This window comes from Prochlorococcus marinus str. AS9601 (genome assembly GCF_000015645.1).
Classification (GTDB): domain Bacteria; phylum Cyanobacteriota; class Cyanobacteriia; order PCC-6307; family Cyanobiaceae; genus Prochlorococcus_A; species Prochlorococcus_A marinus_O.
In genome coordinates, this window is the sequence record NC_008816.1 from 479244 (window position 1) to 496985 (window position 17742).

The following is a 17742-nucleotide window of genomic DNA, read 5'->3' on the forward strand; positions in this document are numbered from 1 at the left end:
TTATTTTTCTCTAAATTTTTTAAATATTTCGCTTAGTATTTCTTCGGCACCTTGCTGCTTTAATTTTTTAGCTAGTTCTTTGCCTACTTCTTCGGGATCATTAATATCGCCAATATATTGATCTTTAATAAGCCTTTCTCCATCAAGAGATGCAACCATACCAGTAAGGCAAAGTTGTTCATTTTGAATTTTACTATTCACACCTATTGGGACTTGGCATCCACCTTCAAGCTCTCTTAAAAAAGCCCTTTCTGCTAGACATCTTTGACAGGTGGGTTTATCTTCTAAGATACTTATAATTTCTAAAACTTTTTTATCATCAGATTTACATTCAATGCCTAGTGCTCCTTGGCCAACGGCATGAAGGGAAACTTCACTTGGGATAATCTGGTGAATTCTTGATTCAAAGCCTAATCTCTTTAAACCAGCGGCCGCAAGAATTATACAATCAAATTCTCCTGCATCTAATTTTTCAATTCTTGTAATAACATTTCCCCTGATATCTTTGAAAACAAGATGTGGGTACTTATTTCTTAATTGTGCAAGTCTTCTTAGAGAGCTTGTTCCAACAATCGAACCTTCAGGTAAGTTTTCTAATTTATAACAGTCATTTTTCTTGTTTACTACTAAAGCATCTGCAGGATCCTCCCTTTTTGTAATGCATCCTAATTTAAGTCCATTAGGCAAATTGGTTGGTAAATCTTTTAGAGAATGTACTGCTATATCTGCATGGCCTACGAGCATTTGTGCTTCAAGCTCTTTTGTAAATAAGCCTTTGTCGCCTATTTTTGCTAAGGCTACATCAAGGATTTTGTCACCTTGAGTTGCCATGGCTTCTATAGATACCTCTAAATTGGGAATATTTTTTTCTAGTTGATCTTTAACCCATAAAGTTTGAACCATTGCTAGCTTACTTCTTCTACTAGCTATTTTTAGCTTAAAATTAGTCATTAAATATTATTTTGAGTTTGAATTAAAAATTAAGTCGAATTTATTTTAAGCTATTATTTTGCCAGTTTTTAAAGCTAATTATTATACTTAACTTTTTTTATTTTATATATTCTTTTAAAACCCCATTTCGATTTGGATGTCTAAGTTTTCTTAGAGCTTTTGCCTCTATTTGTCTAATTCTTTCTCTCGTCACATCAAAAATCTGGCCAATTTCTTCAAGAGTTTTCATTCTTCCATCGTCAATTCCATATCTCAATCTGAGAACATCTCTTTCTCTTGGACTAAGAGTGGCTAATACTCCTTCCAAATCTTCTCTTAGTAAAGTTTTGGAAACATCTTGCTCTGGATTTTCTATATCAGCCTCTATAAAGTCCCCTAGTCTTGAGTCTTCTTCTTTCCCTATTGGAGTTTCTAAAGAAATAGGAAGTTGCGCACTTTTAGCTATAAATCTTAATTTTTCGATTGTCATTTCCATACTCTCAGCGATTTCTTCTTCACTAGGTTTCCTGCCAAATTCTTGGCTAAGAACTTTTGTGGTTTTTTTAATTCTGGATATTGTCTCGTATAAGTGAACTGGCAATCTAATAGTTCTACTTTGATCCGCAATTGCTCTTGTAATTGCTTGGCGAATCCACCAAGTTGCATATGTAGAGAACTTATAACCTTTTTCATGGTCGAATTTTTCTGCTGCCCTAATTAAACCCAAACTTCCTTCTTGGATTAAATCTTGAAATGATAAACCTCTGTTCATATATTTTTTAGCAATGGAAACAACTAATCTTAAATTTGATTGAACCATTTTTTCTTTAGCTCTCCGCCCTAAGAGAAGCCTTCTTCTAAATTTGGCAAGAGGCATATCTATTAACTCGGCCCATTCTCTTACAGATGGGAAATGTCCTTTTTCTGACTCATATTGAGTTGCTAGCTCTTCTAATTGGAGTAAGTCAGCAATTTTTCTTGCAAGCTCAATTTCTTCATCTGGTCTTAAAAGTCTAATTCTTCCAATTTCTTGGAGATAAACTCTTATTGAATCTTCAGTGTAGATACCCTTTGGCCCAAGTTTTATATTCCCTAGCCCTTTATCTTCTTCTTCAGAATCACTAAATTCATTATTGTTATTTTCAATATTGCTTTCGTTTGACTCAGAAGATGTCTGTAAAGTTTGATTATTTTTATTAATATCTTCTTCAACTACTGTTTCTAAATTTGTATTCATTTTTTTATTGATCTTTTTTTTTGAACTAGGCTTGGAATTCTTTGATTCTGCTGCTACTGGACACATAATTGACTCCTTTCTACGGTGAATTTAACTAGATAAAATTTTATTTAGGGCTAATTTGAACATTTAGTAGTAAAGTCCCCTTAATTTTTAAAAACTTTTTCACAAAATGAGAATAAGAAAAGTTTTCTAAATTGTTGAAAAATTTAAATAGTGCTATAGATTACCTAAAGTAAAAAGTCTTGGGATTTCTCAGACAGGCAGATCATTTTTGAATTTTCAGTCAATGATCAGAGCTTCATGTCTCCCTTAAGAGCAGGATACTTACAATGTGCAAAAAACACTTTGTGGAATGTTCAACAATCCAATACTAAGAAAAAGTTTTGAAGCCGGCAAGTAATCAGTTATTAAATATCTCCTATAAATTGGAAATTTTGCTTGATATAGGTAGTGGTAATGAAAGCTTTTACTATTTAGATGGAAATAATCTTGGAGCAGAAGTTGGAGATATTGTAAGTGTCAGACTAAGGGGGAGATTATTGAATGGGTTGGTAATCTCCAAAAAAGACTTTTCGACAATCAATAATGATGAATCAAATATTACTGGAGGAAAAAGCATAAGATATTTGTTTGTTGAAAGTATTTTGCAGAAAAAAATAATTGATGAATCTTGGAGAGAATTGATAGACTTCCTAGCCTCTTTTTATATGGTTAGTAATTTAAAAATGTTTAAAACTGCATTTCCTCCTGGCTGGATTGGTAAATATAAAAATTTCTCTAAAGGATTAAAAGATCAAATATGGATTGAAACTAAAAAAGAATTTGATATTAAGAAAAATGGATTAACCAAAAAAGAATTTTTTTTAATGGATACTTTATCTAAAAAAGGTAATTGGCAAAGTGAATTAATAAAGTCTGGTTTTAATTACACACTAATTAACTCAATGGTCAGTAAAAATTATCTTGTTAAATCTAGAAGAAAAAAAAATATAAATAGTAAATTAAATTCCTTTTTAAAAGATCATATCGCAACGAAAAAACCAAATCTTACAAATGAGCAAAAAATTGCATTTCAAGAATTTCTAACAATGAAACCAGGAGATGCATTACTTCTTTGGGGCGAAACAGGTTCAGGTAAAACAGAAGTGTATATGAGAATTGCTGAAGATCAATTTCTTAAGAAAAAAAGTTGTTTGATACTAGCCCCAGAAATTGGATTAATTCCTCAACTTATTGATAGGTTTAGTAGGCGATTTAATAATGTTGTTTACGAATATCATAGTAATTGTTCTCCCGAGCATAGAACTTTAATTTGGAAGAAAATTATTAAATCTAATGAACCTTTAATAGTAATAGGTACAAGGTCGGCAGTTTTTCTTCCAATCAAAAATCTGGGAGTAATAATAATGGATGAAGAACATGATGTTTCTTATAAGCAAGATAGTCCTATGCCTTGCTATGACGCAAGAGAGATTGCTATTGAAATAGTAAAAAGGAATTCTGCAAAGTTAATTTTTGGGAGTGCAACCCCATCAATGAAGACTTGGAAAAAGTGTATTTTTGAAAGGAATTTTAAATTGGTAAGAATGATTCAAAGGATATCCAGTAATGAGACTCCTGAAATAAAAATTATTGATATGCGGGATGAGTTCAAAATGGGAAATATGAAAATTTTTTCCAATGAATTATTACAATTGCTTCCTCAACTACGCTTAAAAAAAGAGCAAGCAATAATTTTAATCCCTAGGAGGGGGCATAGTGGATTTTTAAGTTGTAGAAATTGCGGATATTTAATAAATTGCCCCAACTGTGACGTTCCTTTATCAGTTCATCTAGGATCACAAGGAAAAAAATGGTTAAGGTGTCATTGGTGTGATCATAAATCAAGATTGATCAATCGTTGCCCAGATTGTCATTCGACTGCTTTCAAACCTTTTGGAATTGGTACGCAAAGGGTAATAGAATTTTTAAATGAAGAATTTCCTGACTTAAGAGTACTTCGCTTTGATAGAGATACAACTTCAGGAAAGGATGGTCATAGAGATATTCTTTCAAAGTTTTCTAAAGGTGATGCTGATATTCTTGTCGGTACTCAGATGTTGGCAAAAGGTATTGACATCCCCAATATTACTCTTTCAGTTGTTATTGCAGCAGATGGGTTGCTTCATCGCCCAGATATTTCAACAGAAGAAAAATCATTACAATTATTTTTGCAAGTAGCAGGAAGGGCCGGCAGGGCACAAAAAAAAGGGAAAGTAATTTTTCAAACATATAAACCTAACCACCCGGTGATTTCGTATCTTCAAAAAAGAGATTATGAAAGATTCTTAATTGAAAACTCTAGATTGAGAAAGGATGCTAATTTATTTCCATTTTGCACAATTTGCCTACTTAAATTATCAGGAGAAAATTATGAATTAACTGAGTCAATTGCAATAAAATTAGCAAAATATCTACTCAGTTTTTGTGAGAAAAAGAACTGGAAATTAATTGGTCCTGCCCCTAGTTTAATAGCTAAAGTCGGAAAAAAATTTAGATGGCAGATATTAATACATGGTCCTGAAGGAACAAAGATACCTTTACCTGATAGATCAATATTATGGAAACTAATTCCAAAAAATGTTTTTTTAACAATAGATGTTAATCCAGCAGAGTTGTAATTAGTTTGATGGAAGTTGAGGTAAATCTGAACCTAATTTAAATCTATAGAATCTTAATAAATAAGCCAATATTATAATTATTAAAATAATAGATATCCCAATCAAGAGTTTGTTGAGGCTCCAGAAAGAAAATTCAAGACTATTTATCTGCCCTTGATTTAAATCCCAAATTATTAGATTTTTTGTGATTTTTATATTTGAATTATTTTTATCGGTAAGGATAGCTTTATTAGGGTTGATAATTTTGAAAATGAGTTCTAAATTATCAATGCCTTTAATAGAATTTAGATCCAAATCTAACTTGTAAAAGTATTTTTTAAAAAAAATGAAGTTTTTTTGAGTAGTATTAATTTCTATATTTGTTGGCTCTCCCGCTAACTCTCCAGCTGTATTTTGGGTGATTTTAAGAACTTGCTTTGTATCCTCTAAACTGAGATTTTTATGTTTCAAAGAAAAGGTTGATTCGTCTTGTTCAATTTCTGCGTCAGGAAAAATATCTTTCATCTTCTCTTCAAATTTTAATTGCCAAGGAAATTTCTTTATATATTTACTCTCTATCACTAAATTATTAGTTATTGAATCAAGTTCACTAAGATCAAGGGTATCCTCAATTCTTACGCAGCCACTTAAAAGTGGAATTAATAATAATAGTATTAAAAAAATGATCAGTGAAAAGCCTTTCTGAAAGGGTTTTGTTTCACCAGTTGGTGTCTCAGTTACATTAATAAATTTTTTTTTCTTCAATACTTCTCTTTTTTTGCGCAGTGAGTTAAGAGATTTTTTATTGAGTGATGGGTCGCTTTCAAACTGTACATTCCAATTTTCTGGCTTTTTAATATCAGGAGAGTCTATAACTTCCATCAAATATTTTGCATTTTCTCTAGTCTTATTATCGTAAGATTTTAGAAGTTCTTTACAAAACCTTTTAGCCTCCTCCCTTTTATTGATACCACATAAAGCAGTAATTAAGATTGTTCTTAAATTTACTCCCTCTTTGCTTGATAAAGGAAATGATTCGATTATGGGCAAAAGAAATTCAATGCAATGATGATACTCACCTTTAGCTAAAGCAAGTTCTACTTTTTCTAAAACTTGCTCATAAGTTTTCATGGGTTAGGCGACTATCATTGTACCTATTCCGGAATTTGTAAAAATCTCAAGAAGTAATGAATGTTCTATTTGTCCATCAATTATGTGAGCTGCTTTGACTCCTTGGGCTAAAGCTCTTATACAGCATTCTGTCTTTGGAATCATACCTGCAGTCACAATTTTTTTATCAATAAAATCTCTTGCCTCTTTGAGATTAGTTTTTGCAACAAGACTATTTTTGTCATCTTTTTCTTTTAAAATTCCTTGAGTATCAGTAAGAAGAATAAGTTTTTCTGCATTTATTGCAGCAGCAATTTCTCCAGCAACAAAATCTGCATTAATGTTATGGGAAATACCCTCCAAAGTTGATCCAATGCTAGAAATAATTGGGATGTATCCTTTAGAAATAAGAGGATCTAATATTTCAGGATTGATTTTTGTAACCTCTCCTACTAACCCATGGCTACCATCTCCTAGTTCTCTAGATTGAATTAAGTTGCCATCAAGACCTGATATTCCCACAGCTAAGGATCCAGTTTTATTAATCCCTTTTACAATCTCTTTGTTAACTCTTCCCATTAGGACCATCTCGACAATTTCCATTGTTTTTTGATCAGTAATTCTTAATCCATTTTCGAATTTAGGAGATATTTCTAATTTCCTTAACCAATTATTAATCTCTGGTCCACCTCCATGAATTACTATCGGACAAACACCAACGGTTGATAAAAGTGCAATGTCTCTAAAAAAAGCATTTTTTAAATTATCATTCTCCATAACAGAACCACCATACTTGATAACAATTTTTCTACCTGAGAAACTTTGTATATATGGAAGTGCTTCGCTTAATATTGATACTCTTTGAGAATCATTCATTATTAAAATTTATAAAACTTGATTGAATTGAGAAATTAGGTTTTTACAAATATATCCCTATATTCAATAAAAGAGAATAAAATCAAATTCTTTTTTATTATCGTCCATAATAAATTCTGATTCAAGACCTTTGACGAAAAACCTATTTAATCTTTCTTGTTTTTCAACCCATTTTTCTAGAGGAACAGCGTTTAATACGAAACGCATTCTGAGACCATTTTTTTCTTCCTTTGTAATTTCTTCTATTTCTTTTAATTGAGGGGGGTTATCCTCGTCCCACAAATTTAAAGATTCTAATGACGATTCAAGATGAGCTTTTATCCCATACCTCCATCTTGTAACATCTTTAACTAATGCTGTTAGTTCTTTTGGTCTATTAAATTTATTTGTCGCAAAATTTGTCTTGTCAAATAACTCTACAGGAGGTATTTCGGAAGTCTTTAAGCCTAAGCCAATTAGGAAAATAGGTACTCCATAAAAAAAAGTAGGTACACTTAAATTTACTGAGTCTGTAAAATAAGCAGTCATTCCAACAAAAGCTAATATACCCCCAGCGGTTACGATTAAGTTTCCAGGCGATAAGTATTTCTTCATTTTGATTTAGTAGAATGAGTTTGAATGGGCTAACAAGTATTGTGCAAGATTCTAATACTGTAAATCAAGGAGATTTAATTTTTAAACTTGATCAAGATAGAGCATGGCTACTAGAAAATCTTGATAAGGGTAAATGGCCAGAAATCAGAAGCGAACTTGCCGCGCTTGAAAGAAAAATAAGCAAATTAATTATAAGTGTTCAAGAAAATAATGTTGATATTTGATTTAAAAAGGTATTTCGTCCACTTCAGGTACTAAAGGTGAACTATCCCAACTAGATTTTTTGGCGGTTTCTTTATTTTCATATGACTCATTATTTTCTTTTTGATCAGACTTAATAACATCAACTGGCGATATTTGATGAATTTTTGAAGCTGTTAGTTCTGGTTGTTTTTCTTTTGTTCCATCTTTTCTAGTGACAGAATTCATCTTTAGACGTCCCTCAATAACAATATTTTGCCCCTCCTTTAGTTCATCTACCATTTCTTGGGCAATATTTCCCCATCCTATGATCTTGAGATTTCTGGTTGGATCTTCACTACGTAATCCTTTAAAATTAACAATCATTTCTGCAATTGGAGTTTGGTTTTCTTTGGTATACCTCATTTGGGGAGCGCTATTAATGACCGCCTGAATTAAACAATGATTCATTACTTACTATTTAATTAAAGACATACTGATGCAGAATCCAGGAAATTGCTATAAAAATGTTTGGATCCTATCAGGAACTTCGGATGGACCTGTAATAGCTAATAGGCTTCTTGAACTTAATTATTCAGTCTTTGCAAGTGTTTTATCTTATAAAGCAGGGCAAGCTTATATCGAAAATCCAAAGTTACATATCATTACGGGGAAATTAAATAATAAAGATCAAATAATTAATTTCATAAATAAAAATAAAATCACATGCGTTGTCGACGCTACTCATCCTTTTGCCATAATAATTTCTAAAAATCTTAATAATGCATGTAAAGAAATTAATACACCTCTTTTACTATTTGAGAGGAAATCTCTAATAAATAACACTAATAATTTTTTTTATATTGATCATTTAAAGGATATAAATAATGTTGATATAGCAAATAAGAATATTCTTCTTGCAATAGGATCAAGATTCCTTAACGAGACAGCTAGTTATTATATGAATTGTAAAGCAAATGTATTTACAAGGGTTCTTCCAACTTATGAGAGTATAACTAAAGCTTTTGGATCATGTATTAAAAATTCCAACATAGCGATACTTGAACCGAGTAAAAATAATAATAGCATTTTAGAAAAAAGACTTTGTGATTTTTGGGAGATAGATTATGTTCTATGCAGAGAATCTGGAAGTTATTCTCAGAAAAACTGGGAGAGTATAGTTTCTGGAAGTAAGATGAAGTTATTTTTGGTTAAAAGGCCGAAAGTTAAAAATGATTATTCTTACTCTTTTGATCAATATCACAATTTGATAAATCACATAATTAAAAAATATTGATGTTTAATTCATTATGGAAGTATTAGTTATGATCACAACTGAATCAAGTAACGCAAATGCTTTGCGAATGGCTAAATTACTAATACAAAATAAACTTGCAGCTTGTGTTTCGATAAAGCAAATTTTTTCAATTTATAAGTGGGATGATGATATTGAAGAAACTAAAGAGTTTGAAATCACAATAAAAAGTAAACTTGAATTTAAAGATTGTTTAATTGATTTCGTAAATAAAAATTCCACATATGATGTCCCTCAGATTATTTACAAAAAATACCATGCTGAGATGAAATATTATGATTGGTTGAATAAGACTATTTGATTAATCTATTTTATTAACTCTTTAAGATCAATATCCGATCTAGATCCTAATTGCGTAATTATTTGCCCCGCACAAATTGAAGCTATCTCTCCGCATTTTTTGAGGGAACAATTGTTTATTAATCCATGGATAAATCCTCCCGCATAGATATCTCCCGCTCCTGTAGTATCAATAATCTTGCCTTTCGTTATTGACTCAATTATTTCAATATTATTTTTGTTAACTATGAGAGAACCATTGCTTCCAAGAGTTACTATGACTAATTCACATAAGGAAGATAGGTCTTCTTGGCAGCTTGCTAATTTATCATTTTTAAATAGACTTAACACCTCGGATTCATTACAAAAAACAATATCTACGTATTCATAAATTAATTCCAAGAAACTCTCACGATGTCTATCTACACAAAATGAATCAGACAAAGAAAGGATTATTTTTGTACTAGATTGTTTTGCAATTTGGGCGGCTTTAATAAAAGCTTTTTTAGCTAATTCGCTGTCCCATAAATATCCTTCTAAATATAAGTATTTACTTTCCTTAATTACAGTAAAGTCAATGTCTTTTGGTTCAAACTCTACAGATGCACCTAGGTAAGTGCACATAGTTCTTTGGGCATCAGGTGTTACCAAAATGATTGAATGAGCTGTTGGAGCACCTTCAATAGTTGGTGGAGTATTAAATATAGTCTTACTTTTTTTTATATCGTCAGAAAAGAAATCCCCAAATTGATCATTTTTCACTCTCCCTATAAACTGCACATGATTGCCTAATTCTGCTAAAGAAACCACGGTATTTGCTGAGGACCCACCTGAAATTTGTTTTATCACTTTGCAATTTTCTAACAATTTCTGTGATTCATCAGAATTTATTAGATTCATTGATCCTTTATCAAGATGATTTATCTCAAGAAACTCATCTTCAATATTTACAATAATATCTACTATTGCGTTGCCCAGACCAATGAGATCAACTTTTTTATGTTCAAAATGTCTAAAGGATTCCTTCATTAATTTGGAACTAAATTACCTTAGCAGTGCTCTTTTAGGACCATGTATTGGGTCTTCAATTACAATGGTTTGATCTCTATTTGCCCCCAACGAGACAATGGCAATTGGAACCTCCATTAATTCAGCTAAAAATCTTAGATAATTCATAGCATTCTCTGGGAGATCAGATAGTTTTCTGCAATCTGCAGTTGAACATTGCCAACCTTTTAATTTTTTGAAGATTGGCTTACATTTCTTTAAGTCATCTGAATTTGTAGGAAAGTAGTCTATTTCCTCTCCATTGAGGTCATATGCAATGCAAACTTGAATCTCATCTAACTCATCTAACACATCAAGTTTTGTAACGGCTAAACAATCAAGACCATTTACAGATACAGCATATTTACCAATAACTCCATCAAACCACCCACATCTTCTCCTTCTCCCAGTAGTGGTTCCAAATTCACTGCCTCTATCACAGAGTTGATCATTAATACTCCCTTGCAGTTCTGTTGGGAATGGCCCTTCACCTACTCTTGTGGTGTAAGCTTTTGCGACACCTATGACTCTATCGATTAAAGTTGGACCCACTCCAGCCCCAATACATGCCCCTCCTGATATAGGGTTTGATGAGGTAACAAAAGGATAAGTACCATGATCTAAGTCAAGTAGAGTCCCTTGAGCACCTTCGAAAAGAATATTCTTCTTGTTTTTTGAGGCTGCATGGATAGTCCTCGTACAGTCAACAACATGCTTTGATAATCTTTCCCCATAGTCAAGGTATTCTTCAACAATATCCTCTAATTTAAGTGGTTTTATGCCATAGATTTTTTCTAGAAGACCGTTTTTTTCTCTTAATGGAATTTCGATCACATCACTTAGCCTTTCTTTATTGAGCAAGTCTCTTATCCTAATGCCATTTCTTTGTGACTTATCCGCATAAGTTGGGCCAATTCCACGACCTGTTGTCCCTATTTTGTTTGAACCTCTATCAGCCTCCATCGCCTCATCTAATATTCGGTGGTAGGGCATTGTTACATGTGATGTTGATGAAATTTTTAATCCTGAGATATCAATTCCATTATCAATTAGCATGTCAATTTCTTTAAGCAAGATTTTTGGATCTATAACAGTTCCCGAACCAATTAGACAAGAAGTATTTTTATAAAGTATCCCTGAGGGAATTAAATGTAATTTTAAGACTTTATCATCTACCACTATTGTATGACCTGCATTTACTCCCCCTTGATAGCGAACGACAACATCTGCCGAACGACTAAGTAAATCCGTTATTTTACCTTTTCCTTCGTCACCCCATTGGGCTCCGATTACAACAACATTGGCCAATTTTAGAAGAGCATTATTTTTGTGCGAATATTTAATATATTCAAAAATCTTGGTTTACTTTTAAAAAGTAAATGAATTGTATCAACTTTCTCTTAGAACCATTTTTTCAGCAAGAGAAAATTCTTTGGTTAAACGCTCTTTAAGCTTATCTGGTAAAGGTCTACTTGCAAAGTTTTTGTAATGACCTGCCATAGCATTTAATGCTGTTTGCATAGTGGTAAATGATTGCGTTTTATTTACCATTCCTCTATTTCTATATCTGGAAATATAGTCAGTTATGAGTGTAAGAGCCTCGCTTCTTACTTCATCTTTATTTGGAGAATCTTTTGGAGTATCAACAGCTGTTTGTAATGTTTTAACAACTGAAATTGTATCCTTTGTATAGTCTCCTGTCATAGCGGTTTTTGCTGCTATGGAAGGGGAACTAAATAGTGTAAAAACAACAATTAAGGATATTGCAAAAGATATAGCTTTAGTAAGATTCTTAAAAAATAATTTTGATGCCCATTTCAGTAACATAACTTAGCTCCCAATAAAAATAAGACTCAAGACTTTTTATTGTACATTATTTCAGATTCGGAAATAAATGTTTCTAACAATTTATCAGTACTTATTTTAAGCTTAGTATTATTTGTTCTGCATAAAAGTTCTACTTCTTTATTAATAGAATCTCTGCCAATAATTATCTGAAAAGGAATACCAATTAATTCCGCATCTTTAAATTTCACTCCAGCTCTATCGTTTCTATCATCAAGAAGAACATCAATTTTATTAATTAAAAAATTGCTATAGATTTGCTCAGTAAGATCACTTTGAATAGGATCTTTTAGGTTTGTGGGAATAATAATAACTTCAAAAGGAGAAATATGGATAGGCCAACAAATTCCTTTTTGATCATGATTCTGTTCGATAGCAGCTTGAGCTATTCTTGTCACTCCGATTCCGTAACAACCCATCCATAAATTTTTTAACTGACCGTCCTTATCAGAGAACTTTGCATTTAATTTTTCACTATATTTCTGACCTAGTTGGAAAATATGTCCAATCTCGATACCTTTTTTTTCTTTAAGTTCTTCATCATCATAAACACTTATCTTATCTCCTTTTTTGGCATTCCTGATATCCCCAATCAGATAGTCTTTCGAATCAAAAGAAAATTCTTGAAAAACTTTATGGAAATTAACTTTATTCCCACCACTTATAAATTTTGAAAGGTCACTTGCAGAATGGTCAATTATTCTTGTCCATTGTTTTTCCCAATTAGAAATAGCTTTAATAGTATTGTTATCTAAATCTGGACCGATAAAACCTAAGGGTAAATCAACTAGATTTTTTTCGATAGTTTTTTTGTCTTCAATCTTTTTAAGATTAAGGAGATTGAAGTGATTGAGTTTATTGATTAAGTTAAAAAGCTTTACTTCATTAATATGTTGATCGCCTCTTATGCATGCAAGAATTGGGACATTAAATTCACCTTCGAACTGTGCAAGGAATATTACTACTTTAATAATCTGACTTGGGTCTAAATTGTTATTGTCGCAAACTTCTAGAATTGTTTTTTGATGAGGTGTTTCCAACCACTCTGGAATATTATCTTTAAGTGGAATAGGTTGAGAGGGTAGAGAAACAGCTTTTTCGATATTGGCAGCATAAGAACCACTTTGAGTGAACAAAATGGAATCTTCCCCAGCATCAGCAGTGACCATAAATTCTTTAGATGAAGCACCGCCAATTGCTCCACTATCAGCTTCAACCCCTACTGTCTGAAGTCCACAAGATTTAAAAATATTTTCATAAGCATTGCTCACCTTTTCATAGAAAGAAGCTAAATCGTTTTGTGAAGAATGAAAAGAATAACCATCTTTCATTATGAATTCTCTACTTCTCATCAATCCAAACCTTGGCCTTATTTCATCTCTAAATTTTGTCTGAATTTGGTAAAAACATTGAGGTAATTGCTTATAGGAGTTTATTGTCTCTGATGCAATACTCGTGATCACCTCTTCGTGAGTTGGTGCTAAACCAAATTCCTTGCCTTGTCTATCTTTGAGATTAAACATTATTCCTTCACCTGCGGTATATCCTTCCCACCTTTCACTTTTTTTCCATAAATCTGCAGGATGAAGTTGGGGTAATAGTAATTTTGTACAACCAATACTATTAAGTTCTTTCTCTATTATTGCGGATATTTTTTCAATAACTCTAAGCATTAGTGGCATGTATGCATAAATACCGCTGTTAACTCTGCGAATATACCCAGCTTTTAAGAGTAATTGATGTGAAATAATCTCAGCTTCAGAAGGTGTGTCACGAAGTGTCCCCAGAGGAAATGAGGTTGTCACGCGCATACAGAAAAATCCTTAATAATATCTAAGTTTATCAATTAAGATGAAAAAACAATTTAAAGTGTCTTGAGTCCCTCAACCCGACTAGTCTAAGAATATTCTTTCTGCTAACTTCTTCTGTAATAAAGCTCAAACTTTTTAAAAAGTTCATTACTTCTTAATCATTTTCTTAAGTTTATGGAAAATATAGATTCAAATATTTCTAGTGAAGAGGAATTAGTAGGTATTGATGAAGTTCAAAAATTCCTAAATAGATCAAGAGCTTCTGTCTATAGGTATACAAATACAGATTTAAGAAATCTAAACCCTAGTTTTAATCCAAGAAAATTAAATCCCGAATTTAGGACTGATCAAAAAGATCCTTTAAAATTCCATCCTAATGAAGTAGCAAGATTTGCAAAAGATATTTTAAGAATAAAGGAAGTCACTGTAGAGGTCTTTAATACACCTTCGTCCGCTTCTCAAAATATACTGGCGCAAATATTAGAGGAACTAAAATCTATTAGATCTTTGCTAGAAAAAGAGTAATTAAAAAGTCACCAATCAATGTTTTGATTTATTGACATTTTGAATGTAGGATAATGATGTTTAATTATCTCCTTAATCTTTACCAATTAAGAGTTCTTGAGTTACACGAAATCAAAGCAGTTTATTCAAAGTAAATCAAGCGAAGAATCTTCTCATGGTTCTGATCGAAATGATTTTGAAAGAGATGATGATGACCCCTTAAGTATAAGGAGTTTTTCCATAACATCTTTAGGTATTATTTTTGCCTTTTTGACAATTTTTTTACCTTCAATAAGCATTTTAATTGGCAGACCTTTTTCTCAAGGAAACGAGATAATTCATAATCACGATTTTAAAAAAGATGGACCTTAGTTCAATACCTCCATCTCCAATGAAGGGAATAGTGAATATTGTTGTTGAAATACCTGCAGGGAGTAGGAATAAATATGAATACTGCTCTGATGCAGGAATAATGGCCCTAGACAGAGTATTACATTCTTCAGTGAGGTACCCTTTTGATTATGGTTTTATACCAAATACCCTTGCTGATGATGGAGCTCCCCTTGATGCAATGGTGATCATGGACGAACCTACTTTTGCGGGTTGTCTAATAAAAGCTAGACCTATTGGAGTTTTGGATATGTATGATTGTGGTGCTTATGATGGAAAACTTTTATGTGTGCCTATGGCTAATCCTAGGCAGGCTAATATAGTGAGTATTAATCAAATTGCGCCTAATCAGCTTGAGGATGTTGCAGAATTTTTTAGAACAAGTAAAGGACTCGATGGAAGAACAGTTCAAATTGATGGTTGGAGGGATTTTGATGTAGTTGAAAATTTATTGAAAAGTTGTTTGCCTTCAAAAAAGAAAAAATTTAAAGTACTTAAGAAATCAAATATTAGTAAATTAAATTGAAAAAAATAATTTTTTATAGTTATTTAAAATGCTCTACATGCCGAAAAGCTGCAAAGTGGCTTGAAAGCAAAGATTTTGAATTTCAGTTGATTGATATTGTTAAAGAACCTCCACTTGTTAATTATTTAAATCTAGCCTTAGAACAATACTCTGATGATAAGAAAAGGATTTTTAATACAAGAGGTAAAGCCTTTAAAAGTCTTAATCTTGATATTGATAGTTTGTCAAAGGAAGAAATTATTCAACTTCTTTTAAGTGATGGTAAGTTAATAAAAAGACCATTTTTGATTTACGAAGGGAAAAAAGTAATATTAGGTTTTAACGAAATTGAATATGCAAAACAATTTTTATAAGTTAAGAAAATCAAGACTTTATTAATCCTATGCCTAGTTCCATAAAAAGTTTTTTAAAAGAATGGGGTCTACTAATTACATTAACTTTTTTTGTTTCTTCTTGTAGATCATTTTTTGCAGAACCACGTTATATCCCTTCTGGTTCAATGCTCCCAGAATTACAAATAAATGATAGGTTAATTATTGAAAAATTTTCGCTAAGAAACTCTTTACCAAAAAGAGGAGATATTGTTGTTTTTAACTCACCTTACTCGTTTGACAAAAAATTAATCTCATCAAGATCTAAGCCCTTACCAAAAAAAAGATATTGTTTTTTTATGAGTTTTCCTCCAATGTCGTTTATTCCTGGTTTGAGGGATCAAGCTTGCGATGCTTATATTAAAAGAGTGGTGGCACTTCCAGGAGAAATTGTAAGTGTAAACTCTAACGGTGAATTAATAATAAATAATAAATTAATTCCTGAACCCTATGTCTCTTATAAATGCTCATTATCACGATTTAATCAATGTGGTAAATTTGAAAACATAAAAGTGCCAGAAGAACATTTTTTAGTATTAGGTGATAATAGGGCAAATAGCTGGGACGGAAGATATTGGCCTGGAAGTAAATTTCTTCATAAAAAAGAGATAATTGGTAAAGCATATTTAAGATTTTGGCCTCTTAGTCAAGTTGGCTTTTTCAATAATTAATACCCTTTTTCAGCATCTAACTTGATGAAATAAATTTTAAAAAGGGTTTTAATTTAAAGTGCGCCTGAAGCGGTTGAATCAATTATTCCTCCTAGGTGTGTTGTAATGTTTAGAGCGCTAATCACAGGGGGCTTGTTGGGATCATTAAAAAGATCGATTATAGTTATGCCACCATTCCCTTGTTTTATCATCCAAATATTTGAATAATTAATGCCAAGGATATTACAAATTAGAGTTTTATTGACTGCATCATGAGCAACTAGAAGGCTTAGATCATTATCCTTTTGAGATAAACAGATTTTGTCAAAAGCTTCTACGGATCTTTGTGATACATCTTTTATAGATTCACCTTCGGGCATTATTACTTCTTCTGGTTTATCATGCCAATTTTTTAGTAAAGCAGGCCACTCTTCTCTAATTTCTGCTTCCAGTTTACCCTCCCATAATCCGTGACTAATTTCTATAAGTGAATCTGTTCTTTCTATTTTTAAATCTTTTCTATTTTGAAGGATTATTTGTGCAGTCTCAAAAGGCCTATGCATTGAACTTGAAAATGCCTTATTGAAAGAAATATTTCTCAAATATTCAAAAGTCTTTCTAGCTTGATTTTTTCCGTTTTCATTTAAAGGGATATCAATTTGCCCTTGAAATCTACCTTCTTTGTTCCAGTTAGTTTCACCATGTCTTATTAGAAATATTCTAGAATCACCAATTTGATTTGGAATATTTTTATTCAGATGAGAAGTTTGATTTAAGCATTCAATTTGGGTCTTGTAAGAGTTATCTTTCCTTGAAATATTGAGTATTGAGAAAGAAGCATTTTCTAATCTTATTTTTCTAAAACCTTGCTTAGGCTTTCCTATTAAAAAGAGTATTAAACATCTGAGAATTGCATTATGTCCTACAACTAAAATATTTACATCATCTTTGTCTAGATAAATTTTTAAAATATTTTCTACAAAATTTGTTGCTTGCAAAAATAACTCTTGAATTGGTTTATAAGTTTTATAATCTTTTCTTTCTAAGATTAGATTTTCTGGATCATTTTTCCATATAGGGTAAATTTCTGGAAATTTCTTTTTTATTTCATCAATTTTTAGACCAGACCATTCACCAAGATCTACCTCTAGCAAATTATCGTCGAATACAATATTTTGTTCTTTTTTGAAGGTCTTTTTAATTGTTTTTGCAGTCTCTGCCGCTCTCACAAGTGGGGAGGAATAAATTTTATCGAAGTTTATTTTTGATAATGCTTTTCCTGCTTTTCGGGCTTGTTTGTATCCTTCATCGGTTAATAATGAATCGTCTGTTCTTCCTTGAATTAATCCTTTTGCATTGAAACTGCTTAGTCCATGCCTAACTAAAACTAATCTTATAGTCATTATATAAATTTGAAAATTAAGATAATTTAATC

20 protein-coding genes are annotated in these 17742 nt (G+C 31.7%); 9 read left to right on the plus strand and 11 right to left on the minus strand.

Translation table 11 applies throughout. The features are described from left to right. Complete coding sequence (hemC, locus tag A9601_RS11790; RefSeq protein ID WP_011818004.1) at positions 1 to 951, minus strand: hydroxymethylbilane synthase; 951 nt, start codon at positions 949 to 951, stop codon at positions 1 to 3. Between the two features lie 97 nt (positions 952 to 1048). Then, complete coding sequence (gene rpoD, locus A9601_RS11795; protein ID WP_011818005.1) at positions 1049 to 2233, minus strand: RNA polymerase sigma factor RpoD; 1185 nt, start codon at positions 2231 to 2233, stop codon at positions 1049 to 1051. 320 nt (positions 2234 to 2553) lie between these two features. On the opposite strand from rpoD, the gene priA reads away from it, so the two are divergent. Further along, positions 2554 to 4830 (plus strand): replication restart helicase PriA, encoded by a 2277-nt coding sequence (gene priA / locus A9601_RS11800; RefSeq protein ID WP_011818006.1) that lies wholly within the window; start codon positions 2554 to 2556, stop codon positions 4828 to 4830. Here priA and A9601_RS11805 read toward each other — a convergent pair whose 3' ends face one another. The 3 genes from A9601_RS11805 to A9601_RS11815 form a co-directional block, all read right to left on the minus strand. Further along, on the minus strand, positions 4831 to 5940 hold the full coding sequence (locus tag A9601_RS11805; protein WP_011818007.1) for a DUF3153 domain-containing protein: 1110 nt from the start codon (positions 5938 to 5940) through the stop codon (positions 4831 to 4833). A gap of 3 nt (positions 5941 to 5943) precedes the next feature. Continuing rightward, positions 5944 to 6795 (minus strand): acetylglutamate kinase, encoded by an 852-nt coding sequence (argB, locus tag A9601_RS11810; RefSeq protein WP_011818008.1) that lies wholly within the window; start codon positions 6793 to 6795, stop codon positions 5944 to 5946. Positions 6796 to 6858: 63 nt separating this feature from the next. Continuing rightward, positions 6859 to 7389: a DUF2854 domain-containing protein gene (locus A9601_RS11815; RefSeq protein ID WP_011818009.1), complete on the minus strand. Its 531-nt coding sequence runs from the start codon at positions 7387 to 7389 to the stop codon at positions 6859 to 6861. Between the two features lie 41 nt (positions 7390 to 7430). Here A9601_RS11815 and A9601_RS11820 point away from each other — a divergent pair, with 41 nt between their 5' ends. Continuing rightward, positions 7431 to 7613: a hypothetical protein gene (locus A9601_RS11820; protein ID WP_041484592.1), complete on the plus strand. Its 183-nt coding sequence runs from the start codon at positions 7431 to 7433 to the stop codon at positions 7611 to 7613. Between the two features lies 1 nt (position 7614). On the opposite strand, the gene A9601_RS11825 is transcribed toward A9601_RS11820, so the two are convergent. After that, entirely contained in the window at positions 7615 to 8040 is a 426-nt protein-coding gene (locus A9601_RS11825; RefSeq protein WP_011818011.1) for a single-stranded DNA-binding protein, read from the minus strand. Between the two features lie 28 nt (positions 8041 to 8068). Here A9601_RS11825 and A9601_RS11830 point away from each other — a divergent pair, with 28 nt between their 5' ends. Further along, positions 8069 to 8866 carry a precorrin-6A/cobalt-precorrin-6A reductase gene (locus tag A9601_RS11830; protein WP_011818012.1) on the plus strand — a complete coding sequence of 266 codons (798 nt, stop codon included), beginning with the start codon at positions 8069 to 8071 and terminating at the stop codon, positions 8864 to 8866. Between the two features lie 13 nt (positions 8867 to 8879). Further along, positions 8880 to 9185: a divalent-cation tolerance protein CutA gene (gene cutA, locus A9601_RS11835; RefSeq protein ID WP_011818013.1), complete on the plus strand. Its 306-nt coding sequence runs from the start codon at positions 8880 to 8882 to the stop codon at positions 9183 to 9185. 5 nt (positions 9186 to 9190) lie between these two features. Here cutA and A9601_RS11840 read toward each other — a convergent pair whose 3' ends face one another. The 4 genes from A9601_RS11840 to A9601_RS11855 all read right to left on the minus strand — a co-directional run bounded on the left by A9601_RS11840 (position 9191) and on the right by A9601_RS11855 (position 13866). Then, positions 9191 to 10192: an adenosine kinase gene (locus A9601_RS11840; RefSeq protein ID WP_011818014.1), complete on the minus strand. Its 1002-nt coding sequence runs from the start codon at positions 10190 to 10192 to the stop codon at positions 9191 to 9193. 15 nt (positions 10193 to 10207) lie between these two features. After that, positions 10208 to 11518: an adenylosuccinate synthase gene (locus tag A9601_RS11845; protein ID WP_011818015.1), complete on the minus strand. Its 1311-nt coding sequence runs from the start codon at positions 11516 to 11518 to the stop codon at positions 10208 to 10210. 81 nt (positions 11519 to 11599) lie between these two features. Next, positions 11600 to 12037, minus strand: coding sequence for a photosystem II protein Psb27 (gene psb27, locus A9601_RS11850; protein WP_011818016.1), 438 nt, complete (start codon positions 12035 to 12037; stop codon positions 11600 to 11602). A gap of 26 nt (positions 12038 to 12063) precedes the next feature. Beyond that, the gene (locus A9601_RS11855; RefSeq protein WP_011818017.1) at positions 12064 to 13866 is read right to left on the minus strand and encodes a proline--tRNA ligase; all 1803 of its coding nucleotides are present in this window, start codon (positions 13864 to 13866) and stop codon (positions 12064 to 12066) included. A 174-nt stretch (positions 13867 to 14040) separates the two neighbouring features. Here A9601_RS11855 and A9601_RS11860 point away from each other — a divergent pair, with 174 nt between their 5' ends. The 5 genes from A9601_RS11860 (at position 14041) to lepB (ending at position 16328) form a co-directional block, all read left to right on the plus strand. Further along, positions 14041 to 14391, plus strand: coding sequence for a hypothetical protein (locus tag A9601_RS11860; RefSeq protein WP_011818018.1), 351 nt, complete (start codon positions 14041 to 14043; stop codon positions 14389 to 14391). Between the two features lie 96 nt (positions 14392 to 14487). Next, complete coding sequence (locus tag A9601_RS11865; protein WP_011818019.1) at positions 14488 to 14742, plus strand: hypothetical protein; 255 nt, start codon at positions 14488 to 14490, stop codon at positions 14740 to 14742. Then, positions 14732 to 15286 carry an inorganic diphosphatase gene (locus A9601_RS11870; RefSeq protein WP_011818020.1) on the plus strand — a complete coding sequence of 185 codons (555 nt, stop codon included), beginning with the start codon at positions 14732 to 14734 and terminating at the stop codon, positions 15284 to 15286. Before A9601_RS11865 ends, A9601_RS11870 begins: the two co-directional genes overlap by 11 nt. After that, positions 15283 to 15639, plus strand: coding sequence for a Spx/MgsR family RNA polymerase-binding regulatory protein (locus A9601_RS11875; RefSeq protein WP_011818021.1), 357 nt, complete (start codon positions 15283 to 15285; stop codon positions 15637 to 15639). The genes A9601_RS11870 and A9601_RS11875 overlap by 4 nt, the downstream gene beginning before the upstream one ends. 29 nt (positions 15640 to 15668) lie before the next feature. Beyond that, positions 15669 to 16328: a signal peptidase I gene (gene lepB, locus A9601_RS11880; RefSeq protein WP_011818022.1), complete on the plus strand. Its 660-nt coding sequence runs from the start codon at positions 15669 to 15671 to the stop codon at positions 16326 to 16328. Positions 16329 to 16381: 53 nt separating this feature from the next. On the opposite strand, the gene A9601_RS11885 is transcribed toward lepB, so the two are convergent. Further along, the gene (locus tag A9601_RS11885; protein WP_011818023.1) at positions 16382 to 17710 is read right to left on the minus strand and encodes a histidine phosphatase family protein; all 1329 of its coding nucleotides are present in this window, start codon (positions 17708 to 17710) and stop codon (positions 16382 to 16384) included. Positions 17711 to 17742 lie beyond the last annotated feature (32 nt).